This window comes from Bowmanella denitrificans, from assembly GCF_039522935.1.
GTDB lineage: Bacteria > Pseudomonadota > Gammaproteobacteria > Enterobacterales > Alteromonadaceae > Bowmanella > Bowmanella denitrificans.
In genome coordinates this window covers 1-25,406 of sequence record NZ_BAAAEI010000007.1, presented here as the reverse complement: position 1 = coordinate 25,406, position 25,406 = coordinate 1, and the positions used below count along the sequence as shown (strand labels likewise).

24 protein-coding genes are annotated in these 25,406 nt (G+C 48.9%); 12 read left to right on the top strand and 12 right to left on the bottom strand.

Annotated elements, in window-relative coordinates; all coding sequences use genetic code 11:
- The first annotated feature begins 1 nt into the window (after window position 1).
- From ABD028_RS08380 to ABD028_RS08370, 3 genes are read left to right on the top strand one after another with little or no spacing between them, the layout of a single operon-like run.
- Window positions 2–4,075, top strand: coding sequence for a PilC/PilY family type IV pilus protein (locus tag ABD028_RS08380; RefSeq protein WP_343844131.1), 4,074 nt, complete (start codon window positions 2–4; stop codon window positions 4,073–4,075).
- On the top strand, window positions 4,059–4,526 hold the full coding sequence (locus ABD028_RS08375) for a type IV pilin protein (protein WP_102798267.1): 468 nt from the start codon (window positions 4,059–4,061) through the stop codon (window positions 4,524–4,526). The genes ABD028_RS08380 and ABD028_RS08375 overlap by 17 nt, the downstream gene beginning before the upstream one ends.
- Window positions 4,527–4,528: 2 nt before the next feature.
- Window positions 4,529–4,810: a TfoX/Sxy family protein gene (locus tag ABD028_RS08370; protein WP_343844130.1), complete on the top strand. Its 282-nt coding sequence runs from the start codon at window positions 4,529–4,531 to the stop codon at window positions 4,808–4,810.
- A 15-nt stretch (window positions 4,811–4,825) separates the two neighbouring features.
- Here the strand turns inward: ABD028_RS08370 and ABD028_RS08365 are convergent, their stop codons facing one another.
- Window positions 4,826–5,395: a GspH/FimT family pseudopilin gene (locus ABD028_RS08365; protein WP_343844129.1), complete on the bottom strand. Its 570-nt coding sequence runs from the start codon at window positions 5,393–5,395 to the stop codon at window positions 4,826–4,828.
- A 190-nt stretch (window positions 5,396–5,585) separates the two neighbouring features.
- Here ABD028_RS08365 and nadE point away from each other — a divergent pair, with 190 nt between their 5' ends.
- Together nadE and glnB are read left to right on the top strand one after the other, a co-directional pair.
- The gene (gene nadE, locus ABD028_RS08360; protein WP_343844128.1) at window positions 5,586–6,422 is read left to right on the top strand and encodes an ammonia-dependent NAD(+) synthetase; all 837 of its coding nucleotides are present in this window, start codon (window positions 5,586–5,588) and stop codon (window positions 6,420–6,422) included.
- Window positions 6,423–6,435: 13 nt separating this feature from the next.
- Window positions 6,436–6,774, top strand: a complete 339-nt coding sequence (gene glnB / locus ABD028_RS08355) for a nitrogen regulatory protein P-II (RefSeq protein ID WP_102798264.1) — start codon at window positions 6,436–6,438, stop codon at window positions 6,772–6,774.
- An 88-nt stretch (window positions 6,775–6,862) separates the two neighbouring features.
- On the opposite strand, the gene ABD028_RS08350 is transcribed toward glnB, so the two are convergent.
- Genes ABD028_RS08350 through ABD028_RS08315 form a run of 8 tightly spaced genes read right to left on the bottom strand, consistent with a single transcriptional unit; the run spans window position 6,863 to window position 12,796 of the window.
- Window positions 6,863–7,420: a DUF3833 domain-containing protein gene (locus ABD028_RS08350; RefSeq protein WP_343844126.1), complete on the bottom strand. Its 558-nt coding sequence runs from the start codon at window positions 7,418–7,420 to the stop codon at window positions 6,863–6,865.
- Complete coding sequence (locus ABD028_RS08345) at window positions 7,417–7,923, bottom strand: chalcone isomerase family protein (RefSeq protein ID WP_343844124.1); 507 nt, start codon at window positions 7,921–7,923, stop codon at window positions 7,417–7,419. Before ABD028_RS08345 ends, ABD028_RS08350 begins: the two co-directional genes overlap by 4 nt.
- On the bottom strand, window positions 7,913–8,443 hold the full coding sequence (locus tag ABD028_RS08340; RefSeq protein WP_343844123.1) for a DUF2878 domain-containing protein: 531 nt from the start codon (window positions 8,441–8,443) through the stop codon (window positions 7,913–7,915). Before ABD028_RS08340 ends, ABD028_RS08345 begins: the two co-directional genes overlap by 11 nt.
- Window positions 8,421–9,677: a class I SAM-dependent methyltransferase gene (locus tag ABD028_RS08335; protein WP_343844120.1), complete on the bottom strand. Its 1,257-nt coding sequence runs from the start codon at window positions 9,675–9,677 to the stop codon at window positions 8,421–8,423. The genes ABD028_RS08340 and ABD028_RS08335 overlap by 23 nt, the downstream gene beginning before the upstream one ends.
- Window positions 9,677–10,399 (bottom strand): DUF1365 domain-containing protein, encoded by a 723-nt coding sequence (locus tag ABD028_RS08330; protein ID WP_343844118.1) that lies wholly within the window; start codon window positions 10,397–10,399, stop codon window positions 9,677–9,679. Before ABD028_RS08330 ends, ABD028_RS08335 begins: the two co-directional genes overlap by 1 nt.
- Window positions 10,396–11,661 carry an NAD(P)/FAD-dependent oxidoreductase gene (locus ABD028_RS08325; protein WP_343844116.1) on the bottom strand — a complete coding sequence of 422 codons (1,266 nt, stop codon included), beginning with the start codon at window positions 11,659–11,661 and terminating at the stop codon, window positions 10,396–10,398. Before ABD028_RS08325 ends, ABD028_RS08330 begins: the two co-directional genes overlap by 4 nt.
- Window positions 11,661–12,374 carry an SDR family NAD(P)-dependent oxidoreductase gene (locus ABD028_RS08320; protein WP_343844113.1) on the bottom strand — a complete coding sequence of 238 codons (714 nt, stop codon included), beginning with the start codon at window positions 12,372–12,374 and terminating at the stop codon, window positions 11,661–11,663. The genes ABD028_RS08325 and ABD028_RS08320 overlap by 1 nt, the downstream gene beginning before the upstream one ends.
- Window positions 12,371–12,796: a nuclear transport factor 2 family protein gene (locus ABD028_RS08315; protein ID WP_343844111.1), complete on the bottom strand. Its 426-nt coding sequence runs from the start codon at window positions 12,794–12,796 to the stop codon at window positions 12,371–12,373. The genes ABD028_RS08320 and ABD028_RS08315 overlap by 4 nt, the downstream gene beginning before the upstream one ends.
- A gap of 122 nt (window positions 12,797–12,918) precedes the next feature.
- Between ABD028_RS08315 and ABD028_RS08310 the strand changes: the two genes are divergently transcribed.
- Genes ABD028_RS08310 through ABD028_RS08300 form a run of 3 tightly spaced genes read left to right on the top strand, consistent with a single transcriptional unit; the run spans window position 12,919 to window position 14,830 of the window.
- Complete coding sequence (locus tag ABD028_RS08310; protein ID WP_102798255.1) at window positions 12,919–13,509, top strand: LON peptidase substrate-binding domain-containing protein; 591 nt, start codon at window positions 12,919–12,921, stop codon at window positions 13,507–13,509.
- A 54-nt stretch (window positions 13,510–13,563) separates the two neighbouring features.
- Window positions 13,564–14,178 carry a sigma-70 family RNA polymerase sigma factor gene (locus tag ABD028_RS08305; protein ID WP_343844110.1) on the top strand — a complete coding sequence of 205 codons (615 nt, stop codon included), beginning with the start codon at window positions 13,564–13,566 and terminating at the stop codon, window positions 14,176–14,178.
- Window positions 14,171–14,830, top strand: coding sequence for a ChrR family anti-sigma-E factor (locus ABD028_RS08300; protein ID WP_343844107.1), 660 nt, complete (start codon window positions 14,171–14,173; stop codon window positions 14,828–14,830). Before ABD028_RS08305 ends, ABD028_RS08300 begins: the two co-directional genes overlap by 8 nt.
- Before the next feature lie 48 nt (window positions 14,831–14,878).
- Here ABD028_RS08300 and ABD028_RS08295 read toward each other — a convergent pair whose 3' ends face one another.
- A complete protein-coding gene (locus tag ABD028_RS08295; RefSeq protein ID WP_343844105.1) occupies window positions 14,879–15,643 on the bottom strand; it encodes an outer membrane protein assembly factor BamD in 765 nt (254 codons plus the stop codon).
- Between the two features lie 224 nt (window positions 15,644–15,867).
- Here ABD028_RS08295 and rluD point away from each other — a divergent pair, with 224 nt between their 5' ends.
- The 3 genes from rluD (at window position 15,868) to clpB (ending at window position 20,218) form a co-directional block, all read left to right on the top strand.
- Window positions 15,868–16,842: a 23S rRNA pseudouridine(1911/1915/1917) synthase RluD gene (rluD, locus tag ABD028_RS08290; protein WP_102798251.1), complete on the top strand. Its 975-nt coding sequence runs from the start codon at window positions 15,868–15,870 to the stop codon at window positions 16,840–16,842.
- Entirely contained in the window at window positions 16,843–17,556 is a 714-nt protein-coding gene (gene pgeF / locus ABD028_RS08285; protein WP_343844101.1) for a peptidoglycan editing factor PgeF, read from the top strand.
- A 91-nt stretch (window positions 17,557–17,647) separates the two neighbouring features.
- On the top strand, window positions 17,648–20,218 hold the full coding sequence (clpB, locus tag ABD028_RS08280) for an ATP-dependent chaperone ClpB (protein WP_343844099.1): 2,571 nt from the start codon (window positions 17,648–17,650) through the stop codon (window positions 20,216–20,218).
- Between the two features lie 28 nt (window positions 20,219–20,246).
- On the opposite strand, the gene prsT is transcribed toward clpB, so the two are convergent.
- Both prsT and xdp1 read right to left on the bottom strand, forming a co-directional pair.
- Entirely contained in the window at window positions 20,247–23,039 is a 2,793-nt protein-coding gene (gene prsT, locus ABD028_RS08275; RefSeq protein ID WP_343844097.1) for an XrtA/PEP-CTERM system TPR-repeat protein PrsT, read from the bottom strand.
- 64 nt (window positions 23,040–23,103) lie between these two features.
- Window positions 23,104–23,871 carry an exosortase-dependent surface protein XDP1 gene (xdp1, locus tag ABD028_RS08270; RefSeq protein WP_343844094.1) on the bottom strand — a complete coding sequence of 256 codons (768 nt, stop codon included), beginning with the start codon at window positions 23,869–23,871 and terminating at the stop codon, window positions 23,104–23,106.
- A 227-nt stretch (window positions 23,872–24,098) separates the two neighbouring features.
- Here xdp1 and pssA point away from each other — a divergent pair, with 227 nt between their 5' ends.
- Window positions 24,099–24,902 carry a CDP-diacylglycerol--serine O-phosphatidyltransferase gene (pssA, locus tag ABD028_RS08265; RefSeq protein ID WP_343844091.1) on the top strand — a complete coding sequence of 268 codons (804 nt, stop codon included), beginning with the start codon at window positions 24,099–24,101 and terminating at the stop codon, window positions 24,900–24,902.
- The last annotated feature ends 504 nt before the right edge of the window (window positions 24,903–25,406 follow it).

The window sequence follows — 25,406 nt, the reverse complement described above, 5'->3', positions numbered from 1 at the left end:
AATGAATAAATTTAGCCTAAGCCTTGTCAGTGCAATGCTCTCTACAATGATTAGTTGGTCGGCTTTTGCTGATGATTTGGAAATCTATCTGGGCACCGGTAACAACCAGGTGACCTACCATCCCAATGTGCTGTTTATTATGGATACCTCAGGCAGTATGACCAATAAAGATGGTGGGTATACGTCCAGAATGGCGCGGGTACAGCAAGGTCTTAAGACCGTCTTGCAATCTGTTACCAACGTTAATGCAGGGCTGATGCGCTTTTCCGATCTGGGGGGGCCGGTATTGTACCCGGTTCGGGCTATTGACCAACCTGTAGAGCCGGAATTTATTACTTCGGTGCTTAATCCAAGTGATGACGCGTATGAAAGTAATAGCATTGTCACGCTGGGAGGCAATGCGCTGAAGCTGGTAGATGGCACTACCACCCTTACATCAGGACTACGATTTACCGATATCAATATTCCACGCGGTGCGCAAATTACCAAAGCCTTTATTCGTTTTACCTCAGACCAATTCAATAGTGCGGCGGCCAATATCAATATTGCCGGGGAGTTAGTTGGCAATAGCAGCACTTTCTCAACGGCCAGCGGCAATATTTCGGCACGTAGTAAAACAGCCAGTTCCATTGACTGGAATAGTGACAACGACTGGCCAATAAGTGGCGAGTTGGTTAACACTCCTGATATCAGCAACGTTATTCAGGAAATCGTTGATCAGGGAAGTTGGTGTGGTGGTAATGCGCTGAATATTATTGTCACCGGTCAGGGGGTGGGTGGCACATCCGCCAGGCGTATTCATTCCCACGAAGAAGGTAGCGGCCTGTCAGCACAGTTGGTGGTGGCTTACGACAAATTAAGTGCCACGGGTTGCGCCACCGGGCAGCATACCTATCAGGTCAGTTCGACTGCCAATAACGTGGAAGAAAAGTCCAACGGCCATGATGCAACCGGTACACAGCTGACCTTTAACGACAGTTACAACGAATACATTGGCATGCGCTTTGAAAATCTGGCCATACCTCAGGGGGTGGTCATTCAGGACGCATGGATGGAGTTTACTGCTGCCGAAAATGATAACAGTAATGCATCATTCAAATTAGCCGCTGTCAATCTGGACGACACCTCTGACTTTTCGCCACATTCCCGCTATATGGTCAGAAATATGCCGAAAACCAGCAGTACCACCTGGTCCAACATTCCCAACTGGAGCAGAAACCAGGTATACCAGACCCCGTCATTGATTAACCAAATTCAGCAGGTAGTGAACCGCAGCGGTTGGGAACCCGGTAATAACTTGGTGGTTGTCGCCTATGATTTTAACGGTGATCGTGCTGCTTATACCTATGACGGCAAACCCTCGGAAGCACCGCGATTGGTGATTAAGTTTCAGGGCAATGCCACGCCAGAGACGGTCGCCACAGTAAGAGAGCATCTGCTTAATAAGGTCGACGAATTGAGTGCAGATGGTTTGACACCCATTGTGGATACCTTGTATGAAGCGGTGAGCTACTATGGTGGTTTGCCGGTGGATTACGGTCTGACTCGCGGCAACTCCAGTGTGAATGAAAATGTGCGCCGCTCCACCCGGGTTAGTCACCGACTGTCTTATGCCGGGGCTGATTCTGTCAGGCCGCCAGGTTGTAGTGAAGATGATCTCAGTGGTAAAGGCTGTATGAACGAATACATACCCTCTGGTGCCACTTATCTTTCTCCTATCACCGATATGCAATGTCAGACTAACAATCATATTGTGTTGTTGTCGGATGGCGAGGCCAATAACAACCACAGTGTGAGTAAGATTCAGGCCTTACTGGGTAAATATTGTGCCAGTGGCTATAACAGTGGTGAAAAATGTGGTGTTGACCTGGTCAAAAACATCAGTAAGTCAGCGGATTCAGTGATCGATGCACGCATTGTCACACATACCATCGGCTTTGCTGCCAATGCCACCGCCAATAACTATCTTAACCAACTGGCGTTAAACGGTGGTGGGGGTTTTTATACCGCAGACAGTGCAGAGAACCTGGTAGATGCATTCCAGAGCATTCTGAAAACGGTAAAAGACGTCAATGCCACCTTTGTATCACCTGGCGTAGCGGTAAACCAGCTTAACCGCCTGACCCACAAGGATGAGTTATATTTTGCGCTGTTTAAGCCAGCAGAGAGCACGATCTGGCCTGGCAACCTTAAAAAATACAAAATCAGTGGTGACACCATTCTCGATAGTCAGGGACTGGATGCGGTAGATGATGCCTCCGGCTTTTTCCATGACAATGCCCATAGTTATTGGTCTACCCTGGCCGACGGTAACGATGTACGTGAAGGCGGTGCGGCCAGTCGCTTAAGTTTGTTGCGTAATATTTATTTCTTTAGTGGTACCGGGTCTATCACTGCATCGGCCAATACATTGCATGAAAACAATAATGCTATCGCTGCCCCCGAGTTAGGCATTCCGGCTGCCGTAGACCAGGTGAGCACCAGAGAGGCTGTGCTAAAGTGGGCGCGTGGCGTAGATTTGTTTGATGATGACGCGGACGGTGATATTACCGATGTCAGACTGCAAATGGGCGACCCAATTCACTCGCAGCCAGTGATAGTCAATTACAGTAATACCGACAGTGCGATTCTGGTAGCCACTAACCAAGGCTTTCTGCATTCTTTTGACGCCGAAACCGGCGCAGAAAACTTTGCTATTACGCCCAAGGAGTTAATGAGTAACCTGTATGACTTTTACCAGAATAATTCCAGCTTTAACCATATATATGGCCTGGATGGCGACCTGGTACTAAGAATTCATGATGATGGCCGTAAGTTGCTTTATGTGGGGATGCGGCGGGGCGGAAGGAACTACTACGCCTTTGATATCAGCAATAAAACTCAGCCATCACTGCTGTTTAAAATAGAAGGCGGCAGTACTGGCTTTGACAAACTGGGACAAAGCTGGTCAAGACCCACAGTTACCAAAGTGCGTATAGGTGGTAGCAGCAAGACTGTGCTGATTTTCGGCGGCGGCTATGATTCTGACCAGGACAATAAAGTATTGCGCAGCCCTGATGTGGTTGGTAATGCCGTTTATATGGTGGATGCAGATACCGGTGCTTTGTTGTGGACAGCCAGTAATGCCGGAGCGGATTTAAATTTGCCGACCATGCAATACAGTATACCGGCCAGAATCTCAGTGATAGACCGGGAAAACGATGGTTATGCAGACCATATGTATGTGGTGGATACCGGCGGACAGATGTTCAGACTGGATATTCACAATGGCGAAACCGGCGCTGATTTTGTGACCGGTGCGCAAATGGCCAGTTTTTCCACCGATGGGTCGGCCGCCGACAACCGGCGTTTCTATTATGGCCCCGATGTATCGGAAATCAGCCTGGCTAACGAACACTACTATGCGGTAGCACTGGGCTCTGGTTACCGGGCGCATCCGCTGAACACCCAGATCCAGGACAATATGTATATGATCAAGGATAAAGGGGTCTTTACGCTGGATCAGGATGGTAATTACGGCTTACCCAGTACGCCAATTACCACGGCTGATCTTTATGATGCCACTAACCATTTATTGACGTCATCCAGCAGCAGTCAACGTGAAATAGAAGCGGCTGCATTTGCCAGCAAGCAAGGCTGGTATATTCGTCTAGGCAGTGGTGGCGAGAAGGTTCTGGCGTCTCCACTTATCCTCAACTACAAGCTGTTCTTTACCACCTATGTTCCGGCGTCTATCAGCCAAAGTTTGTGCGCACCGCCCACTGGTAACAGTCGTGCTTATCTGGTGGAACTGATTAATGGCAATGCGGTGAAAGATTTCAACAATAATGGTGAAAAAGAGCATGCGGACCGTCATGCCAACCTGAAACAAACCGGTATTGCGCCAGATACCAAGATCCTGATAGAAGACATTGTCAAACCCGTAGTCTGTCTTGGTACGGAGTGTACCTCAGCCGTGATTGACGAAAACGATCCTTGTGGCTCCGCCTTTGAATGTTTGGCGGAAAATATCTATGGGCGCTTTGAGCGGGTGCAGCCAAGTATTTGGAAAACTGAGCATGAACGTGAACAATAACGCAGGCTATACCCTGGTAGAGTTAATGATAGTGGTCGCTATCGTTGGCATTATTGCGGCAGTCGCCTATCCATCCTATATCAATTTTACGGTGAGTAGCCATCGCAGTGCCGCACAGGCAGACCTGATGGCGCTGGCCAGTGCGATGGAGCGACATCGTGCCGCTAATTTTACTTACAAAGGAGCTGGCGCAGCGGGGGCGGATACTGGCAGCCCCAGTGTCTTTCACGCCCATTCGCCTTCTGCTGAGCCCACTGCCAGCAAACAATACGATTTAAGTATTGATGCGGTAGCCGCCAACGGCAATAGCTATGTACTTAAAGCCACACCTGTGACTGGCACAAATCAGGCCACAGATGGTGCCCTGTATTATTACAGTGATGGACGTAAGGCCTGGGATCAGAACAACAATGGGGCTCTGGCGAATAGCGAATTTTGCTGGCGCTGTTAGTTATGACAGATCTTGCATCCCTGCCAGGGCTGGGACCCAAATCCGCCCGTTGGCTAAATGAGTCTGGCATTCATAGTTTGGCGCAACTGCAGGCAATAGGCGCAATCAGAGCCTACGCAATGGTGTCGGCTCAGCGGCCGGTTAGTTTGAATCTGCTGTATGCCTTGGTGGGGGCGTTAGAAGGACGACGTTGGCAGGATGTAGCCAAACAAGACCGAGCGTCTTTGATTATGGCGTTAGATGGATATCAGCAACTGACCCAGATGGCAAAGGAGGATGACTAGCCAGCTTGATCTGTTTTAGAGACAACTGAGATTGCCACCACCGTCTTCATGGATCCCATCCCCGTCTTCATCCTGACTTAACCTGACCCGGCCCTGTAGACTGATAACCAGGGCCCGGGCAAACTTTGCTTCACCATCTTGATGACAAAATTTGATTGTCGCCGGGGTTGAGACTGTGCCATTGCCATTAAAACGCACGGTTATGGCCGGCCCGGTTAAAACCAGACTATCAGGCGCAATGCTGGTGGCTGCCAGAATCTCTTCATTGTTGCCGCGGTTACCATCGGCATCCAGATCGTTAAACACCATCTTGGCCTGATTCCAGTCTGTGCTGCAGGTGGAAAAATCCGGGGTTGGGCAAACAATCGCGGTGTTCTGCTCATCAATGGCGTTGCTGCGGGCAAATTGCACGGCACCACTGATTTCATTGACCTGAGAAGTAATGTTATTGCGGATCAGAATATCCCGCACATTAGGGGCAACCAGGGTCAACAGAATGCCGGAGATGGCCAGCGTAATCATCAGTTCAAGTAACGTCAGTCCTGCTTGCAAGAACGGTGATGCAGAAGAAGATTGCCTTTTCATTAGACTTAACTCGTTGCTTATAAACGCCCAGCATACCTTGTTTGGCAAAACCTTGGGTATGCGGTTGGGCCAATTGTTATCAGGGGCTACCAGAGACTGCACATGCTCTGAGTATGAGCCCGCCATATATAAAGGCGAGCAAGTTAGCGGTTTTTTTTTTATGATAGTGGAAAAACCAAATGAGCATGTTATGGATGTAAAAGAGATTCTGGCAGAGATGCGGGTATTGCCTGAGATCGATCCGGCATTTGAAATCACCCGACGGGTAAATTTTATCAAATCCCATTTACGCCAATCTGGTTTGGACACTCTGGTGTTAGGCATTAGTGGTGGTATAGATTCCTGTACTCTTGGGCGTTTGGCGCAAATTGCGGTAAATGAGTTGAATCAGGAGCATCACGAAACTTACCGCTTTGTGGCCGTCAGATTGCCTTATGCCAGTCAGGCCGATGAAGCAGACGCCCAGGCCAGCATTGATTTTATCCAGCCTAGCTTGGCACTTGACGTTAATGTGCAGCCCGGCGCCGATGCCATCCATCAGCAAACCGCCGAAGCACTGGCTGCACAGGGGGTGTTACCCAATGATCCGTCGAAGCAGGACTTTGTTAAAGGTAACGTCAAGGCCCGTACCCGTATGGTGATTCAGTACGAGATTGCCGGTATGTTGGATGCGCTGGTACTGGGAACGGATCACTCAGCGGAGAACATCACTGGCTTTTACACTAAATGGGGCGACGGTGCCTGTGATCTGGCTCCGCTGTTTGGTCTGAATAAACGTCAGGTACGTTTGCTGGCCAGAACGTTAGGCGCGCCGACCAAGGTCATTGATAAAGCACCAACCGCTGATCTTGAGAGCCTGGCACCGCAGAAAACCGATGAAGCTGCGCTGGGTTTGACCTATGACCAGATTGACGATTTTCTTGAAGGTCGGCAGGTTGCTCCTGCTGTGACAGAGAAATTGGTGTATATCTATCAACGTACCCAACACAAGCGCCGCCCAATTCCCACCCTTTATGATGCTGATTGAAAGGTAACCGCAGATGAAAAAAATTGAAGCCATAATCAAGCCATTTAAAATGGACGATGTGCGTGAAGCCCTGGCCGAGGTTGGGGTAACGGGTATGACAGTTACCGAAGTGAAAGGCTTTGGTCGCCAGAAAGGTCATACAGAGCTTTATCGCGGTGCAGAATATCAGGTGGACTTTCTGCCCAAAATCAAAATTGATCTGGTTCTGCCAGACGAGCAAGCCGAACGGGCCATTGAAGCCATCATGCAAACTGCACAAACTGGCAAAATCGGCGATGGTAAGATCTTTGTTTATGACGTTGAGCGGGTGATTCGCATTCGTACCGGCGAAGAAAATGAGGATGCGGTTTAAGGTGTTGGCAGGCTAAATACCTGCCGCTTTGTCTCTCTTTTTAAGATACGACCTCTATCAATATGGCAATGCCAATATTTGCCAAAACCTACCCATTTGATGGCAAAGAAGAGCAACTGGCGGGCAATCGAGTCTTCTTGAAAAATATACTGATTTCAGCCACTGTCACGCCGAACTTCTGCATGTAAGAGCGGTTCATCATATGCTGGCTATCCATTTGGAAGAGCCAGTCATCAATACTGAATTCGTAGACGTTGTTGTCTATAGGCACACTCAATACATACTGCCAGTTGAGGGCATTACCTTTGGCCTTGCCTGTGGCAGTGCCCACCACATCGCCAGCCGTACCACTGACGGAGCCGTCAGGGTGGATCTCCAACTGCCAAATGCGAACTTGTTGTTCACCATCGTCAAAATAGAAGGTTTCATGCAGGGTGCCGTTGTTGTTCTGCCAGCTTGCCTGGATGTCTACACAAAACTGACGGGTGAGGCGCCTGGAATAATCCTGCACAATCCCCCACGCATGGATGTTGCCATCAAAGTAACCCTTTAAATCAAACTCGGGATGGTTAATCTGATGCTCATCTAAGCTGCTGCTGCAGGCGGTAAGGCATGTCAGCATAACGAGGAAGATAAGTTTTTTCATGTCTTAACCCTGCCGATAAGTTGTTCCCTGACCTTAGGGTATTCGGTATTTTCAGATAGCCAGATGGCCAGAAAGCTGTCGGCGAAGTCGGGGGCCTGAATACGCCCCAATTCCTCGCCATTGAAATAAAACACACTGGTTTTGTCTGGCTTAACCTCAAGTTCTAAAGTATCGCCACGTTTGATGTCCGGCCATAAGCTTGCAAGTTGATCCAGCCAGCCCTGACTCTGTGAGGACCATAGTCCCAGCTTTTGCCATTGCTCGGCAGTTGTCTCGAGTAGCTCTTGTGCTTTGATATCTCGCAGATAACGAATTTTCAGCACTTGTGGGAACCGCTCTGGTTGATAGGTGCCATCAGCCGTATACAAGGATGAGTCGTAGATATCCCATACCCACAGGCTCAGCCGGGCTTGCCCCACCAGTTTTAAATCACTGATTGGACTGGCCTGCACCGACAGGCTGAATAACAGGGATATTAAAACTAGATAGTACTTAACTGTCATGGGTAATCCCCTTAAATCGCCAGGCAAGATAACTAAATAACGGCATCAATAACGACCAGATCAACGCCAGAATCAGCATGGTAAAAAACAGGTTCTGCTCGAATTTCACTGCATTCAGTTGCATACCGGCAAAGTAGCTTAGTGGCCCGAACACGGCGCCAAGCAAAGCCGATAAAAACAGCCGACCTTGCAGCCAGGCCAAACCAGCATTTAATGTGCCTGAAAATGCCAGCCACAAGCCGATGAGCCAAAAGGGTAAGGTCATCATGGGGTCTGGTATAAACACAAAGAATTCCAGATGAGTCAATACAGCATCCACTATCACGCCGATGCTGGCACAGGTCACCATCAGGTATAGTTCCCGTCGCCAGTCTGGCTGCAGTAAACGCACCAGCAGCAACAAGGCCAGCACTGCTATCAGCTTTTCACGCCCCAGTACCGCTACAAACCAGCAAAGCTGGAACCACAGCAGGTTGGGTATTGCGCCAGACAGCGCATTAGCCGCGACAAATTTGGCCATAGTATTGTGGCTTCGAAAGTAACAGTTGCACGGTGCTGATGGTGCGCTGTAAAAAGCCGCCTTCGCAATAACAAAAGTAGAAAGACCACAGGCGCATAAAGCGTTCGTCGTAGCCATAAGTGGCTAAAGCTTCTTTATTGGCAAGTAAGGCCTGATGCCAATCCCTTAAGGTACGGGCATAGTGCAGACCAATATCCTCGCAGTCACGTATTTCCATATCTGTGTCACCGGCAATGTGTCTGCTGATCAGTGATGGTGAAGGGAGAAAGCCGCCGGGGAAAATATGGCGCTGGATGAAGTCTTGCCCTTTACTGTAGCTTTTCAGTCTGGCTTCGCTGATGGTAATAGACTGGAGCAGCATCAGGCCGTCGGCTTTGAGTAACTGACTGCAGCGCTGGAAGAAATTCGCCAGATAGTTTTTCCCTACCGCTTCCACCATCTCAATGGAGACGAGCTTATCGTATTGGCCGGTTAATTCCCGGTAGTCCTGTTTTAACAAATGTACCTTGTCTTCCAGTCCCATGTTCTTTATCAGGGCTTGGGTGTAAGCGTATTGCTGCTCAGAAATAGTGGTGGTGGTGACTTCGCAGCCATAGTGACGGGCTGCAAACAAGGCCAGTCCGCCCCAGCCGGTGCCTATTTCCAGCAGATGCTCGCCGGGTTTCAACGCCAGCTTGTCACAGATCACTTTGAGTTTATGTTGCTGCGCCTCAGCCAGGGATGAGTCTGCTTGGGGATAAATGGCGGCGGAGTACATCATGCTGTCATCAAGAAAATGCCGGTATAACTCATTGCCGAGGTCGTAATGGGCAGCGATGTTTTTCTTGGCACCCGACTTGGAGTTGACGGTACGCAGACGGTTTAACAAGGTGAGGGGGGTTAACAACCAGCCCAACTTTCCTTCCAGTTGGTCGAGCAGGGTTATATTCGCCGCGAATAAACGTATTACCTCTGTCAGATCCGGGCTGTTCCATAGGCCATCCACATAAGTTTCCCCTGCTGCTACTGAACCACCGCTTAATACTTTTATATAGAAAGCGGCATCCAGTACATCTACTTCAGCGTGTGGGCCTTGTGTGTCTTTACCGAACTTGTCAATCAACACCCCATGCTCTTTCAGGACCAACTGTCCTTTCGGTAATCTGCTCAGCAGCGCCATCAGGCTGCTTCTGGCCGCTTTTTCTAACCAGTTGGACTGGCTCTGTATAGTGATAGTGTTTTCGCCCGCTTGCATCAGGACTCCTTGGTACTGGACGGGTGGCCGTATACTGGTGTGCCCTTAATCAACAGTTTCAGGGCTTGCCAGTAAATACCGGCCAGGGTTTTTAACGTCATCGTGCTTAGCAATACGCTGGTCAGGCTGTTTGGGTTCAATGCTTTTTTTGTCATGGCCAGGCTGGCAACAAATTCTTTTTTCTGAGCTATGCAACTTATTTGCACCTTGAGATCGTGCTGTGGTTGATTGAATGTCCACTGGTAATGCATGTTCATCGGGTTAAAAGGAGAGACATGGAAAGCTTTGACGGTATCTATTGGGTTGGCTAGGTCGACCAGGTAGCAATGACGCTGATTCCAGGGGGTGTTACTGACTTCTGCCAGTACATGACTGAAGTAACCGTCTGCCTGACGTAGATAGTAAAAATTGACCGGGCTGAAATACAAACCGAACCAACGTAACTGACCGAGTAAGAATACCTGTCCCTGTAACGGCTTGTTGGCTAGTGCCGACATTTTGTTTCTGGCTACGTCAGCCAGATTCTGCTCAGGCTGATCAAGATAGTCACTGCGCTTGAAGCGAATAGGGGCAAAGCCCCTGGTACTGACAAAGGGCAATGCGTTAAGGGAGTCAGTGTCCTGCAGATCCAGCCAAAAAAGTTGCAACTGATATTGGAACTGATGAACCTTGGGTTTAAAGCGTTTATGCCAAACCTGGCCGCTGTAAAGACTATGCTTCACAGCGTCGCTTCAAAGCGCTGACACACGTCCAGAGCGCTGCGTACACCGTCCTCATGAAAGCCGTTGTACCAGTATGCGCCACAGAAATGCAGTCCATCCCGGCCACATATTTCCGCCCGGCGTTGCTGAGCTTGCAGGCTTTGCTGGCTGAATTGAGGGTGGCTGTATTGAAAGCGCCGCAACACTTTATCGTCACGAATAGCGGCGCTGTTATTCAGTGTGACACAAAAGGTGTGCCGGCTGTTCAGCCGCTGCAATATGTTCATGTTGTAAGTCACGGAAGCGGGACGTTGCCCTTCATTTTTTGTGCCTTTGATTAAGTAATTCCAACTTGCCCAGGCCAGTGGTCGTTTGGGCAACAAGTTAGTGTCCCGGTGCAATACCACTTCATTGCTGGCATAGGGAATGGCGCTGAGTATTTGCTGCTGGGCCTGACTGGGGGGAGCTATCATAGCCAGTGCCTGATCACTGTGGCAGGCAAAGATAACCTGGTCCACCTGGCGATCTGGCTGATTTTCGGCCTGTATCAGGTAGCCTTGTGTGTTGGGGATAACTTTGCTGACTGGACTGCTGAGCAGGATTCTGTCTGCGAATCCCCGGGTTAGCGGTGCAATATAACTTCTTGAGCCGCCGACCAGGGTATACCACTGGGGTCGATGGCGGATATTCAGCAGGCCATGATTAGTGAAAAATTGCAGGAAGAAACTGAGTGGGAAGGCCTTAACTTCCTCCAGACTGGCGGACCAGATTGCCGCGCACATGGGCAGGATATAGTTCTGGGTAAAGAAAACCCCAAAGCCATGTTGTTGTATAAACTGACCTAAAGTCAAATCCACCGGCACTTGTTTCTGGCTGTACAATGCCTTACATAGCTTGTTGAAGCGCACGATGTCGTTAAGCATCTGATAAAAGGCCGGACGCAACAGATTTCGCCGCTGGGCAAACAAACTGTTTAGATTGTTGCCGTTATATTCAAGGTTGTCAGACAGATTGTTGACGCTGAAACTCATCTCGGTGGCCTGGCGGGCAACACCAAGCTTGTCCATCAGCTTGATAAAATGTGGATAAGTCCAGTCATTGAAGACAATAAATCCGGTGTCTACGGCTTGCTGTTCACCCTCTACCTCAACATCCACGGTGTGGGTGTGGCCGCCGATATAATCGTTGGCCTCAAATAAGCAGATATCATATTTATCATGCAGCAGATGCCCACATACCAAACCAGAGATACCACTACCAATAATGGCAATTTTTTGCGTCATTACTTCTTCATCCTTTGGCAAAGCCATTGCTGTATGCCCTCGGGTAACAGCCCCATGGTTCTAATCAATAAAGCAAAACCCGTAGGAAAATAGATACTGGCCTTGTTGTTTTGTAGCCCTTTGAATAGAGATTCAGCCGCCTGCTGTGCACTGATTTGCATCGGCATGGAAAAATCATTTTTCTGCGTAAGCGGGGTTTCAACGAAGCCGGGGGACACACTTTGCACTCTGATCTGGCGTTGGCTGAGGTCGGTTTGCAGGGATTTGGTCAGATAATGCAAAGCGGCTTTGCTGGCACCATATGCCTGGCTGCGGGTGAAAGGCAGGCATCGTGCCAGGCTATCTACTATGGTCAGCTTAGTGCCCGGCCTGAGATTTGGCAGTAAAGGGGCCAGACAGTTAACCACACCGAAGAAGTTGGCGTCGAACACCCGCTTGAATAAAGCGGGGTCCCAGTGCGCTATATCTACGTATTCACAAGTGCCGGCATTGAGAACAACGATATCAGGCCGTAATTGTTGCAGAGCCTGTTGGCAAGCTTGCAGGTCGGTGATATCGAAAGACAGTGTTTGTACATTGTCAAAGCCATGCAGGTGTGCCAGTTTTTCCTGGCTACGTCCACAGGCCGTTACCCGCCAACCAGCCTGAGCACAACGAATGGCTAAGGCTTTTCCTATACCGGAGCTGGCACCTGTGATGAGAATATGTTTCATACCGCCAGCCTGCGTTTAAGCCACTTAACCAAGGGGCCAAGCAATGGCAGGTGTTCATACAGCATGGCACCAAGGTCATAGTAGTCACGTTGATAAACGATACGCTGTGTCCCAAGGTGGATTTCACTGATGCCTTCAATACTCAGCAATGTGGCACCTTTTAGCCTGGGGTGGGCGTAATACATTGTCCAATGTATGTAGGCAATGTCACCGCATAGATGTTGGGTGTGCAGGTCGAATCTACAGGTTTGGCAGGAATGCAGCAGATTAGCAAAATAGTGCTGTACCTGCTCCAGGCCCTGGTGCTGGCCTACCGGGTCGACAAAACGCACTTGCTTGTCATAGATGTCCGCTAGGCAGTGCAGGGCATCGGGTTGCAAGGTTTTATAGAAATGCTCCAGCTTATTCAGAATGGGGTTCATGCAATTCACGACATTGTTTTTTGATTCAATACGTTAGTCTGGTGCAAAAGATCAGTGCAAATAAATTAATCCGCTCGCATGTTTAACTCGTATATAAGGCAGAAAGCTAACTATCGGAGAAAATGTTGAGAAGCGAAGCCAGACAATTGGCATTGTTCCCCTTATCTGCGCATTTGTTGCCCGGAGGGCGAATGTCTTTGCGCATCTTTGAGCCTCGCTACCTGCGCATGGTGAAAGAAGCTTGTGCCGGTCATCGCGATTTTGCAGTCTGTATGTTAAACGCCAGAGGAGATAAAGTACTTAATCAGCATATTCACCCGCTTTGCACTCTGGCCAAAGTGGTGGACTTCAGTACCCTGGATGACGGTTTACTTGGGATCGTGGTCGAAGGTACTGGGTGTTGGCACATACAAGAGATCCTTAACGAATCCGATGAGCTTCGTGTAGGACGCTGCTTAGAGCAAAGTCAATGGGACTGCATTGTGCCTCCGGGCGACGGACAGATGCAATTGATGCAAAGCAAACTAAAAGAAATTTTCAGCCGGTTCCCGGATATTGAACAGCTATACCAGCAAACACATTTTTCAGATCCCTTATGGGTGCTGTTTCGCTGGCTGGAGCTCCTGCCCGTTGACCCGCTGCAAAAGCAGAATCTGTTACAGGAAAAAGATTGCCGCAAAATTCTGCATTTTCTGACAGAATTGACGCATTGATCCTTTTTCCTCACCTGCCGTATAAAGAGAATCTTAGGCAAAGGTGACGGAGTTATGCTGGTCGGAATTCAATTGGATAATCGACAATCCCAGGGTACTGCGCCCATTGATGTGGCAGACGAGATGTCATTGTGTTTGCAGGAAGTGGCCATGCAAAGATGCCAGGCTTCCTTTGCCAGACTGTTTAATTACTTTGCCCCTCGAGTACGCTCCTATGCCTTAAAACAGATGGGTAACGAGGCAGTGGCCATGGAGCTGGTGCAGGAAACCCTGACAAATGTCTGGCAGAAGGCGCATCTGTTCGATGCAGAAAAAGGCTCGCCGTCTACCTGGATATTTACCATTGCCCGCAACATCCGCTTTGACATGCTAAGAAAGCAGCAAAACCGCAAGGAAGATATTTGCGCCGATGACCTATGGCCGGTGCTGTGTGAGCAAACAGCTGCTCCAGGTGAACTAGGGCTTGATCAGCAGGTGACGCTAGACCAGGTCGGTCAGCTATTTGAGGCTTTGCCTGACAAACAAAGGCAAGTGATTGAAGCCATCTATGTACAGGGAAAATCACAGCAGGAAGTGGCGGAAAGCCTGGGAATTCCCCTTGGCACAGTTAAGTCACGCACGCGTTTGGCCTTGCAGCGATTGAAAGAGATGTTGTCAGAAGATGATTAATTTACACCCAACAGATGAACAACTTTTGCAATTTGCCCAGGGACTTGCCAGTCCTGGCCTGTCACTGATAATTGCTGCGCATATGGATATGTGCGGGAAATGTGCGGCGCGAGTAGCCCAGTTCGAAGGGTATTTGGCAGAGCAAGCTCTCTCACACCCACAGGCAGCAGAGCCTGAATTACAAAAGATGCTCGACAGCATAATGGCACTGCCAGCACAAACTGGTGTGAAGCCCGATTGCGCAACCTTTCTTGAGCTGGATGGACGAAAGTTTGCGTTGCCAAGGAGTCTGCAGCGCTATGCGGGCAAGATTAGTGGCTGGTCGCATATGGTGGGTAAACTTTGGCAAGCTCGGGTGGATCTTGGTATCGAGGGACGGGCTGATTTTATTTACATGGAAAAAGGCGGCAGTGTGCCTGAACATACCCATAAGGGTAATGAGTTAACATTGGTGCTGGACGGTGAGTTTTCTGATGGTCTGAATCACTACGATACCGGTGATTTTATTCGCTGTGATGGCCAGCATACCCACATGCCGCATACAGAAGCAGACGAAGGTTGTCTGGTATTCAGCTTGCTTGACCAGCCGTTACATTTTACTTCAGGTCTGGCTCGCTTGCTTAATCCCTTTAGTCACTTATTTTTCAAATAAAAAAGCGCCAACTGGCGCTTTTTTTATGACTTGATAACGCTGACGAGTTCAGCTTGCGTAGGGGCTGTCAGGAAAGTTAAGCTTCAAGGTTTTAAGGGTACTTTGCTTTAACTCAGGCAGGTTCAACTGATCGTAGCATTCCACCATTAGCTCCAATGCTTCACGCAAATGGGGTGAGTCCGGGAAATACTCCAGGACATATTGTCCACGATTAGCCGCTGCCACATAAGCCTGGCGTTTCATGTAGTAGCGGGCAATGGCCAGCTCATATTTTGCCAGCCTATCCTTAATAAACATCATACGTTTCTGCGCATCGGCAGCGTATTTGCTATCCGGGTACTTTTCCAGTAACTGACGGAAGTCACTAAAGGCTTCGCGAGCTTTACTTGGATCGCGGTCTGAACGGTCAATTCCTATCAGGTCCTGAAACACATTGGCATCCGCATCCATATTCACCAAGCCGCGCATATACTGCACATAGTCCACATCTGAATGATTGGGATTCAGGCGCAAAAATCGGTCAATAGTGGCCAGCGCCTGGTCAGTGTTGCTGGTTTTGTAGTAGGAATATATAAGGTCCAACTGTACTTGATGCGACAATGGACCAAATGGGTATCTTGAGTCCAATGCACTTAAGGTGGTGGCCGCGGCATTGAAGTTACCATTTGTCAGGCTTTCCTTTGCTCTGTCATATAGTGCTTGGGGGCCTTGGTTAACCAGTGCCAGGTCCTCTTCGTCAGGTGAGGACGAACAGGCGGACAGCACCAATGCGGCGCTGATCAGTATGCTTTTTGAAAAAACTCTCGTATTCATAACGCTCATTATCGTTTACGCGATTCTGCCGGGTGCAAAATTCCGCTAGAATAGACACCCTGATTGAAAATAAGTGCCCAAGAAATCACAGCATTCTAACCGACTGTGCTGGGTCATGCACATGATATTGCCGGTCAAATTACGACCTGGCCTATCTAAGCCTTTGTTCCTCCTGATAGATGACGGCTATCGGAAGGCAAATCCACTGCCCGTCGAAGCTGATAATGCAAGAAAAAATAGAGTTACATGCTGAGGTTCCAGATACATTAATTGGCAAGCGCTTGGATCAGGCTCTGTCCGAATTGTTTTCTGATTATTCTCGCTCACGCATCAAGGATTGGATCCTGGCTGGCCAGGTTCAGGTTAATCATCAGGTTTGGGACAAGCCCAGAGAAAAGTTACTGGGTGGCGAACAAGTATTCATTCAAACCAGTATTGCAGTCCAGCAGCAACATCAGGCCCAGGCCATTGCGTTGGATATTCAATATGAAGACGAGCATATTCTGGTGCTGAACAAACCTGCAGATTTGGTGGTACACCCCGGTGCAGGCAACAGCAGCGGTACCTTGCTCAATGCCTTGCTCAATCATGTACCTGATATTGGTGCTGTGCCACGTGCTGGCATTGTGCATCGGCTTGACAAAGATACAACCGGATTGATGGTGGTGGCGAAAACCATTCCGGCCCAGACTAACCTGGTGGAACAACTGCAGGCCCGAGAGATCAGCCGGGAATATGAAGCGGTAGTCAATGGTACGATGGTGGCTGGTGGCACGGTCGATGAGCCAATTGGCCGACATGAAACAAAGCGTACCAGTATGGCCATTCGAATGGGTGGTAAGCCAGCAGTGACGCACTACAGAGTGATACAGAAGTTTCGCGCACACACGCATTTGCGGCTGAAATTGGAAACCGGCCGAACCCATCAGATTCGTGTGCATATGGCGCACTTGCATCACCCTATCGTTGGGGATCCACTATACGGTGGCCGTCCACGTCCACCTAAGTCTGCCAGTGAAGAATTGCGCGAAATGCTGCGGGATTTTAAACGCCAGGCGCTGCATGCAGCACAGTTGGAACTGGCTCACCCCATCAGTGGTGAATGGCTGAGCTGGCAAGCGCCGCTGCCGCTGGACATGGTTAACCTGCTGTCCACATTGCGCGCAGATACCAAAGCCCACGATCAAGGCTGGGAATAAGTGTTTATTCTGCCGGATTGGCCTGCACCCAAGCGGGTTCAGGCCATATCCACCACTCGCCAGGGGGGTGTCAGTAAGGCGCCTTTCGATAGTTTAAATCTTGGCCTGCATGTTGGCGACAAGGCGGCTGATGTATTGGCTAACCGTCAGCAATTACCCCACTTTGAACAGATTGTCTGGCTCAATCAGGTGCATGGTAATGATGTACATTCCTTACACGCTGGTAGTTTGCAAAATGTGTCAGCAGATGCGTCGATTGCTTCTGAAGCCGGGGTTACTTGTGCAGTAATGACGGCTGATTGTCTGCCCGTGCTGTTTTGTCATCGCCGGGGACTCGCGGTTGGCGCGGCGCATGCTGGCTGGCGGGGACTCGCCGCTGGTGTGCTGGAAAATACCCTGACTGCATTACCAGGGGATGCCGGGGATTATCTGGCATGGCTTGGGCCGGCGATTGGGGCTCCAGCTTTTGAGGTAGGCGAAGAGGTGCGTGCGGCATTTGCGCAAGATGCAGCCGCTTTTCAGCAAACCAACAACAAAGGCAAGTACTTAGCGGATATCTATCAACTGGCCAGAGCCAGATTAACCAGGATAGGGGTGACATCCATTTTTGGAGGTGAGTACTGTACCTATCAGCAGCCGACAAGGTTTTTTTCCTATCGACGAGATGGGCAAACCGGGCGTATGGCCAGCCTTATCTGGTTGGAAGATCATTGATCCAGCACAAAGTTGTGCACCACCATCTACTTGATTCCCGTATAGAACATACCCATAACTAAGCTACTTGGTTTTTATGTAAGGGTATTTTATGCGTTTGGATAAAATGACCAGCAAGTTTCAGCTTGCTATCTCCGATGCCCAGTCATTGGCACTGGGCCGAGACCATCAATATATTGAACCTGCTCACCTGATGATGGCGTTGCTGAATCAGGAGGGCGGTTCCGTGCGCCCGCTAATGGAGCAAATCGGCGTTAACAACAATGCCCTGCGCTCTGCGCTTTCCGAAATCATTGAACGCTTGCCTAAAGTCCAGGGAGTGGGCGGTGATGTGCAACTGGGTAAAGACACTGCTGTATTGTTGAACCTGTGCGACAAGATTGCGCAAAAACGTAAAGATGATTACATCACCTCTGAAATTTTTGTGCTGGCGGCCTTGCAGGACAAAGGCAAGTTGGGCGAAACCCTGCGCCAGTTGGGTCTGACCGAGCAAAAGACCGAGCAGGCCATCGAAAAATTACGCGGCGGTCAGAAGGTCACGGATCCCAATGCCGAAGACGTCCGTCAGGCGCTGGAAAAATTTACCACAGATCTTACTGAGAGAGCTGAACAGGGAAAGCTGGACCCTGTGATTGGCCGTGACGAGGAAATTCGCCGCACGATTCAGGTACTGCAACGCCGCACTAAGAATAACCCTGTTTTAATTGGTGAACCTGGGGTGGGAAAAACCGCTATTGTAGAAGGCCTGGCTCAGCGGATAGTCAACGGTGAAGTGCCCGAGGGGCTGAAAAATAAGCGCGTGTTGTCGCTGGATATGGGCGCTTTAGTGGCGGGAGCCAAATATCGAGGCGAGTTTGAAGAGCGTCTTAAAGCGGTGCTCAATGAACTGGCCAAAGAGGAAGGCAAGGTCATTTTGTTTATCGATGAGCTGCACACCATGGTGGGAGCCGGCAAAGGAGAGGGCGCCATGGATGCTGGCAATATGCTGAAACCCGCGCTGGCGCGTGGTGAATTGCATTGTGTCGGTGCCACAACGCTGGACGAGTATCGTCAGTACATTGAAAAAGACGCAGCTTTAGAGCGCCGTTTCCAAAAAGTGCTGGTGGATCAGCCGTCTGTAGAAGATACCATTGCCATATTGCGTGGTTTGAAAGAACGTTATGAATTGCACCACGCGGTGAATATTACCGATCCTGCCATAGTGGCAGCGGCATCGCTATCGCATCGTTATATCAGTGACAGGCAATTACCTGATAAAGCTATTGATCTTATTGATGAAGCAGCATCCAGTATTCGTTTGCAAATTGACTCCAAACCCGAAGATATGGACAGGCTTGAACGGCGCATTATTCAGTTAAAACTGGAAGAACAAGCGTTGGCCAAGGAAACCGATGAAGCCAGTCATAAGCGTTTGGAACTGATTGAGCAGGAGCGAGAGGGGCTGGAAATCAAGTTCAAAGAATTCGAGAAGCTCTGGATAGCCGAAAAAGAGGCTATGCAAGGGACGCAACATATTAAGGCTGAGTTAGAGCAGGCTAAGTTGGATCTGGAAATTGCCAGGCGGGCAGGCGACCTTAGCCGCATGTCAGAACTTCAGTATGGCCGCATTCCTGAACTGGAAAGACGTCTTGAGCGGGCCGATGAAGTGCAGCATCAGGAAACCAAGCTACTACGTAACAAAGTGACCGATGAAGAGATTGCCGAGGTATTGTCCCGTTGGACCGGCATCCCAGTGTCTAAAATGCTGGAAGGCGAGCGCGAAAAATTGTTACGGATGGAAGATGCCCTGCATAAGCGGGTCGTTGGTCAGGCCGAAGCAGTAAGTGCGGTATCCAATGCCATCCGTCGTTCCCGCGCCGGCCTTGCCGATCCTAACCGTCCTATTGGTTCATTCCTGTTCTTAGGCCCGACAGGGGTAGGTAAGACGGAACTCTGTAAGGCGCTGGCTGGTTTCTTGTTTGATACCCAGGATGCCATAGTACGTATCGATATGTCGGAGTTTATGGAAAAACACTCGGTGTCCAGATTAGTGGGTGCGCCACCAGGGTATGTGGGCTATGAGGAAGGCGGCTACCTGACCGAAGCGGTGCGGCGTAAACCTTATTCAGTGGTATTGCTGGATGAGGTGGAAAAAGCCCATCCGGATGTGTTCAATATTTTACTGCAGGTGCTGGATGATGGCCGATTAACGGATGGTCAGGGCCGCACGGTGGATTTTAAAAATACCGTGGTCATTATGACCTCCAACCTTGGCTCTGACATTATTCAGGATAAGGCTGGCGAGGAGCAGTATGAACAAATGAAGGCCTTGGTGATGGCGGTGGTGGGGCAGCACTTTAGGCCTGAGTTTATCAACCGAATTGACGATACTGTGGTTTTCCACCCGCTTGCTCATGCGCAGATTAAAGCCATTGCAGAGATTCAACTGGCGTCTTTGAAAAAACGTCTGGCAGACAAAGGCTATGAGCTTGAACTGAGTACCGCGGCACTGGATAAACTGGCAGATGCCGGGTTTGATCCCGTTTATGGTGCCAGACCATTAAAAAGGGCTATTCAGCAACAAATTGAAAATCCACTGGCGCAAAAACTGCTGGCGGGCACAATATTACCTGAATCTGGTATCAAGGTAGAGGTGCGGGATGGGCAGTTTGTTATCGGGTAAGTAAGCACAACAAGGGCCTCTGCGGCCCTTAGTTTTTTAAACTATCCAGTAACAATACCGCATTTTCAAATTCCGGATAGTTCCGTTCTTTTACGGCCACTTCAAGTTGACTGCGGGCTTCGTCTTTACGCTCTAGTTTGTTTAATACAAAACCCAGGTGATAACGGATTTCCAGGGTGCTGGAGTCCAGTACATAGGCTTCTCTCAAACGTCCCAGTGCCTGACTGTAATCGCCTTTTCTGGCATGCAACCAGCCCAAGGTATCCAGCACCGCAGCATTTTGCTGTCCACCTTGCTGATAGGCCTGAATTGCTGTTGTCAGAGCCTTATCCAGATCGGTGGCAGCATATAGATTGGCCAGATTGTTCAGTACTAAGGCTTTTTGCGGCAAATCTGGCTGGTCAAGGACAGCCTCATAATGAGCGATGGCTTCTTGGGTCAGGTTGTGGTTTAAGTAGCTGTCCGCCAGCAATTTGCGGGTCCAGGCAGGTTGCTCTGGTAACGCTACCAGCTTTTCAGCGGCCAGGTGAAACTCGCTGACCGCAATGCCTTGTCGAGCCAGCTCATAAAACAACACCAACGCTGCTTGATTGCCGGGCTCTTTTTTCAGAGCATTGGCCAACAACTTTGCGGCTAAGGGCGCCTGTTGGCGCTGAATAGCAATTTCAGCCTGCACCAGGTAGCGAATATCCGGCGCAATCGCATCTTTGTCCAGACCATTGAGGATCTGTTCGGCCTGGTCCGGATTGTCGGCTGCAAGTTCAGCCCGCGCCAGCATCAGACTCGCTTCAACATGTCTCGGGGCAAGCTCAAGTGCTTTGTGTAAGGTTTTCATTACCCCGGCTTTGTCTTGAGCTTGCATTTGGACCTTGGCCAGGAATGTTAGCTTCTGTGCGTCATTCAACCACAGGTCATACAATATGTCGGTATTATTCTTTGCCCCCGCCAGATTATTCAGTTCAATGAATATTCTGGCCTGTTGCAATAAATAGTCTTCGTTCAGGCGGTTTGTCTGACGTAACTTGGTGACCTGCGTCAGCGCGGCACCCCAGTTTTTCCTGGCCATATAGATAGACAGCATCTTTTCATTGGCTTCCGGCAGTTCGGGATTATAAGCCAATAACTTGTTTAACCACTCCTGAGCCTGGGCATATTCCCCCATGTCGATTGCGGTATCGGCAAGCTGCAGCAAGGTTTGTGGGTTGGATGGGTTATTGCTAAGGATTTTCTGGAATAAGTCTATTGAGGCTTGTTCCTTGCCCTGCTTTTTTAATAAGACGGCCAGATTAAAAGTGGCATTCAATTCCCCCGGTACATCAGTCAGAATACTGTTGAGTTTCTGTTCGGCACTGGCCAGCCTATCACTGGCAATATCTAGAGCGGCAGATAAGTTCCTCACTGCCAGATTGTTCGCTTCAAGTGCCTGCAGTTTAGCCAGAGAAGCCTGTGCCGGTTGCAGTTGTCCCAGTTGCAACTGCAACTTACATTTCAGCAATAAAAAAGCCAGACTCTTGTCTGTAGCGGCAAAGGCACTCAGAACATCCAGTGCCTGTTGAGGTTTTTTCTGTAAATGGAGTAAGCTTGCTCTGCCCAGGGTCAAGGCTGGGTGATTGGCATAACGGCTATCCAGTTCACGCAGCAGTTGTTCTGCCCTGTACTTATTGTTTTCATTTAGATACAGGTTAAGCTGCGTGATGCCAAGATTCAGGCTTCGGTAAACCTCCTGTTGACGTTGTTCTAACAACATCAACGCTTTCCCCGGTTCTTTAGCTAAAACATAAGATTCTGCCAATACCTGTAAAGCATTCTGATCCCCAGGCTGGCTTTCAACATGCTTAAGTAAGATATTTCTGGATGATTCCAGATTACCCTGTAAAAATTCAGACAAACCATGAACATAGCTGTTACTACCTAAGTAAAATTTGCCGTCAGGATCTAACTGAGCCAGAGTTTGGCTCAGGGTTGATAGTAACTTCAGAGATTTATCCACATCCCCTTGGTAGGCAACTAACCATGCGTGCATCAGGTTCGCTGTAGGATCATTGGGTGTCTGTTCAATAATCAACTGGTTAAATTTTTCGGCGTTGGCGAAGTCACCTATTTTAAAATAGGTTTGCGTGAGCCCGCGTCGTATGATTAGGTCATTGTCATCCAGCCTATGAGCTTGGTGGAAAGATGTCAGGGCCTGTTGATAGTTGCCTTGCCTATAAGCCAGTTCGCCGCTAAGTTGCCAGGCTTTTTCATCTGTGGGGTCATGTTCTAATGCTTGTGCTACAAGTCTACCGGCTTCTTCCAATTGATTGTGGCGCATATAAAAAGCCGCCAATGTATTGTTGGCTCTGTTGCTGGCGGGGGATAAGCGCGCGGCCTGCTCAAATTCCACATTGGCCAATTGTGGCTTCTTCTGGATTAGATAAGCTTGCCCTCGCAATAGGTGCCAATCAAACTTACCGGCATCGTTGAGAGAATAATACTTATCTTCGAACGAAACCAACTCCGCAACTTTCTGTTGCATCAACAAACAAGTGCCCAGCACCGGTAAGACCAGGTTTAGATCGGCCCCTAACTGCAATGCTGACTCAAATTGTTCTTCGGCAGCAACGGGGTTACCGTTAGAAAAGTAGACTTTTCCCATTAGCAGCCGGGAAGGCAGGTGCTCTGGATTAGCTTGTAAGGCATTTTTCAAATGAATAAAGGCATCTTCGATTTTGCCTTTTTCATAGGCTTTATTCGCCGCCTCATAACTTTCTGAAAAATCAGCGGCAGCCAGAGCATTTATTAGCCCAAACCAAGTGCAAACAATTAGCAGGAACTTCTTCATAGGAGGGTGGCTTCAGGTTAAGTCTTGTTCACTAACTTTAACCCGAAGCCTGTCTTATGCAAAATCAGCCGTGACGTCTAGCTTTGAGGAGCGTTAACAATCCCAATGCGAACAACATAAGAATACCTGGTTCAGGTATGCCTGTAGAAGGCTGAGAGTATTCTGTTTTTAATCCACTCAGTTTGAAACCATCATTTCCAGCACCCAAAGCGCCATTGTTATAGTCTGGCAAGCCACTGAAGTAATTATTGTAGGCACCAATGAGCCAGTACTTGGATGTCACACTGGTTTGAGTCGAGTAGTAGTAGGACGAGCTGGGCTGGGAATCTGAATAGTTACCAATTCCCACCCAATTACTAGCAAGCAGGTTATCCCACCCTACGTTATTAAAGCCGGTAAAATTGCTGCCGCCATAAGCTGCAATAGAGACATCCGCCCAGTAGTTACCGTTGTCATATCCCCAACCTAAGCGGAAAGCATCAAGATTAATCGCCTCATTGAATTCCAACAACAAGAAGTCGGTATCGTTACTTGAACCAGCGCTGTCCACTGAATGATCGGGTGACCCGGTACCTTCTTCGCGGTTAATCAGGCCGATACCACCGTTGTACATCATCAACATAGCGGATTCAAAACGGTTATCGTTGCTACCACCGGTATCAGACCAGCCGGTAACTTTAAGTGATAAACCAGAGGAGTCCTGAAGCTGTATATAGTTTCCGTAGTTGCTTCCACCCTGGATGCTGTTTGATGGGAAAGTCCATGTTTGCGTGCCAGCATAGGCCCCGCTTGCCATCAGTCCGCAAATTAATAGTAAAGACTTTCTTAACATAGCTTGTTACCACATTAGAGTTAACTGGAATTAAATTAGCAAAATATGTTCCATAGATGAAATATTCTTTTTAAACAAATGGTTATTTGTGTTTCCGTATGCAGGCGTATGACTAACTGTAAAGCTTGTTGACACTTTAAACTAAGGTAATCCCGGCAGCGTTCAGCGTGCTAGTTAAGCATAGCCAACCTATGGTATCTTTTTGCCATTAATTTTTGGAGGGTTCAATGACTGACACCAAGCGTAAAGGTATATATCTGCTGCCTAATTTATTGACCACGGGGGGCCTGTTTTCTGGATTTTATGCCATTGTCTCGGCAATGAATGGGCACTTTGAGGCGGCCGCTGTGGCTATTTTTGTGGCCATGTTGTTTGATGGCCTGGACGGCCGGGTAGCAAGAATGACCAATACGCAAAGCGAGTTTGGCGCTGAATATGACTCCATGTCGGATATGGTGTCATTTGGTATTGCCCCGGCACTTGTGGCTTATACTTGGGGTTTGACGGAGTTAGGTAAGCTAGGCTGGTTAGCTGCCTTTATATATGTGGCTGGTGCAGCGCTGAGACTGGCGCGCTTTAATACGCAAATTGGCATTGCGGATAAACGTTACTTTCAGGGCCTGGCAAGTCCGGCCGCTGCCGCACTGGTAGCCGGCTTGGTTTGGGTCGGTGTGGAATATGAAGCTGTGGGCACTGATTACGGTGTTATTGTGGCGTTCGTTACGGCTGCAGCAGGCTTACTAATGGTGAGCAATTTCAAATATAACTCTTTTAAAGAAGTAAACTGGCAAGGTAAGGTGCCGTTTGTGGCATTGTTGTTGGTCATGTTGATTTTCGTGATAGTCGCGACACAGCCGTCACTAGTTTTGTTTATTGCTTTCCTGCTTTATGCCGTTGCAGGCCCCATCAATACGTTCAGAAGTGTAGATAAGGTTAAACTTGAACATGTTGTTGGGGATGCAGATGAACATGTGGATGCCGAATTCGGGCCTGATAAGTCACAGAATAAGCAAGATGATGCAGCAAAGTAAGAGCAATCAATGAAGTTAGGAAGGGCGCTGATAAAAGCGCCCTTCTTGTTTATACGTATCCTTGGTTTGCCTGAACGTTTCCTTAAGATAGTTACTGATACGGATGCTAATCTGTACCCCCTGTGCAAAACCTAAGGATGTTGTTCTCTCTTATATTTGTTTAACCTGTTTTTCTATGTGAATTGGGACGCCGTCATCTATATATTCCTTATTATAGGAAGATGTCCGAACCACTGAGTCCACTTGGAATAGGTGCGCCTTGTGCCTATATCATTGATTTTATTTGATTGTTTTCATCTTTTTCGGCGTTGACTCGAATCGGAGAAACTTAGATAAATAGTGTTTTCGCTCAATAAACGCGCGAACGAAATGTTTTTTGCAAAAATCCCTTGATCTGTTTTCGCTGGTCTGTAGAATGCGCACCACTTCGACGGGGCCGGCAGAAAGGCCTCCCAGTCAGCCAGGAAGATTCAAGGAGCGGCAAGCAACGAAATTTAAAAAAGT

Excerpts from the sequence above, each read along its gene's own strand:
- ABD028_RS08380 (WP_343844131.1), top strand. The coding sequence starts at position 2 with ATGAATAAATTTAGCCTAAGCCTTGTCAGTGCAATGCTCTCTACAATG.
- ABD028_RS08375 (WP_102798267.1), top strand. The coding sequence starts at position 4,059 with ATGAACGTGAACAATAACGCAGGCTATACCCTGGTAGAGTTAATGATA.
- ABD028_RS08370 (WP_343844130.1), top strand. The coding sequence starts at position 4,529 with ATGACAGATCTTGCATCCCTGCCAGGGCTGGGACCCAAATCCGCCCGT.
- ABD028_RS08365 (WP_343844129.1), bottom strand. The coding sequence starts at position 5,395 with ATGAAAAGGCAATCTTCTTCTGCATCACCGTTCTTGCAAGCAGGACTG.
- nadE (WP_343844128.1), top strand. The coding sequence starts at position 5,586 with ATGGATGTAAAAGAGATTCTGGCAGAGATGCGGGTATTGCCTGAGATC.
- glnB (WP_102798264.1), top strand. The coding sequence starts at position 6,436 with ATGAAAAAAATTGAAGCCATAATCAAGCCATTTAAAATGGACGATGTG.
- ABD028_RS08350 (WP_343844126.1), bottom strand. The coding sequence starts at position 7,420 with ATGAAAAAACTTATCTTCCTCGTTATGCTGACATGCCTTACCGCCTGC.
- ABD028_RS08345 (WP_343844124.1), bottom strand. The coding sequence starts at position 7,923 with ATGACAGTTAAGTACTATCTAGTTTTAATATCCCTGTTATTCAGCCTG.
- ABD028_RS08340 (WP_343844123.1), bottom strand. The coding sequence starts at position 8,443 with ATGGCCAAATTTGTCGCGGCTAATGCGCTGTCTGGCGCAATACCCAAC.
- ABD028_RS08335 (WP_343844120.1), bottom strand. The coding sequence starts at position 9,677 with ATGCAAGCGGGCGAAAACACTATCACTATACAGAGCCAGTCCAACTGG.
- ABD028_RS08325 (WP_343844116.1), bottom strand. The coding sequence starts at position 11,661 with ATGACGCAAAAAATTGCCATTATTGGTAGTGGTATCTCTGGTTTGGTA.
- ABD028_RS08320 (WP_343844113.1), bottom strand. The coding sequence starts at position 12,374 with ATGAAACATATTCTCATCACAGGTGCCAGCTCCGGTATAGGAAAAGCC.
- ABD028_RS08315 (WP_343844111.1), bottom strand. The coding sequence starts at position 12,796 with ATGAACCCCATTCTGAATAAGCTGGAGCATTTCTATAAAACCTTGCAA.
- ABD028_RS08310 (WP_102798255.1), top strand. The coding sequence starts at position 12,919 with ATGTTGAGAAGCGAAGCCAGACAATTGGCATTGTTCCCCTTATCTGCG.
- ABD028_RS08305 (WP_343844110.1), top strand. The coding sequence starts at position 13,564 with ATGCTGGTCGGAATTCAATTGGATAATCGACAATCCCAGGGTACTGCG.
- ABD028_RS08300 (WP_343844107.1), top strand. The coding sequence starts at position 14,171 with ATGATTAATTTACACCCAACAGATGAACAACTTTTGCAATTTGCCCAG.
- ABD028_RS08295 (WP_343844105.1), bottom strand. The coding sequence starts at position 15,643 with ATGAATACGAGAGTTTTTTCAAAAAGCATACTGATCAGCGCCGCATTG.
- rluD (WP_102798251.1), top strand. The coding sequence starts at position 15,868 with ATGCAAGAAAAAATAGAGTTACATGCTGAGGTTCCAGATACATTAATT.
- clpB (WP_343844099.1), top strand. The coding sequence starts at position 17,648 with ATGCGTTTGGATAAAATGACCAGCAAGTTTCAGCTTGCTATCTCCGAT.
- prsT (WP_343844097.1), bottom strand. The coding sequence starts at position 23,039 with ATGAAGAAGTTCCTGCTAATTGTTTGCACTTGGTTTGGGCTAATAAAT.
- xdp1 (WP_343844094.1), bottom strand. The coding sequence starts at position 23,871 with ATGTTAAGAAAGTCTTTACTATTAATTTGCGGACTGATGGCAAGCGGG.
- pssA (WP_343844091.1), top strand. The coding sequence starts at position 24,099 with ATGACTGACACCAAGCGTAAAGGTATATATCTGCTGCCTAATTTATTG.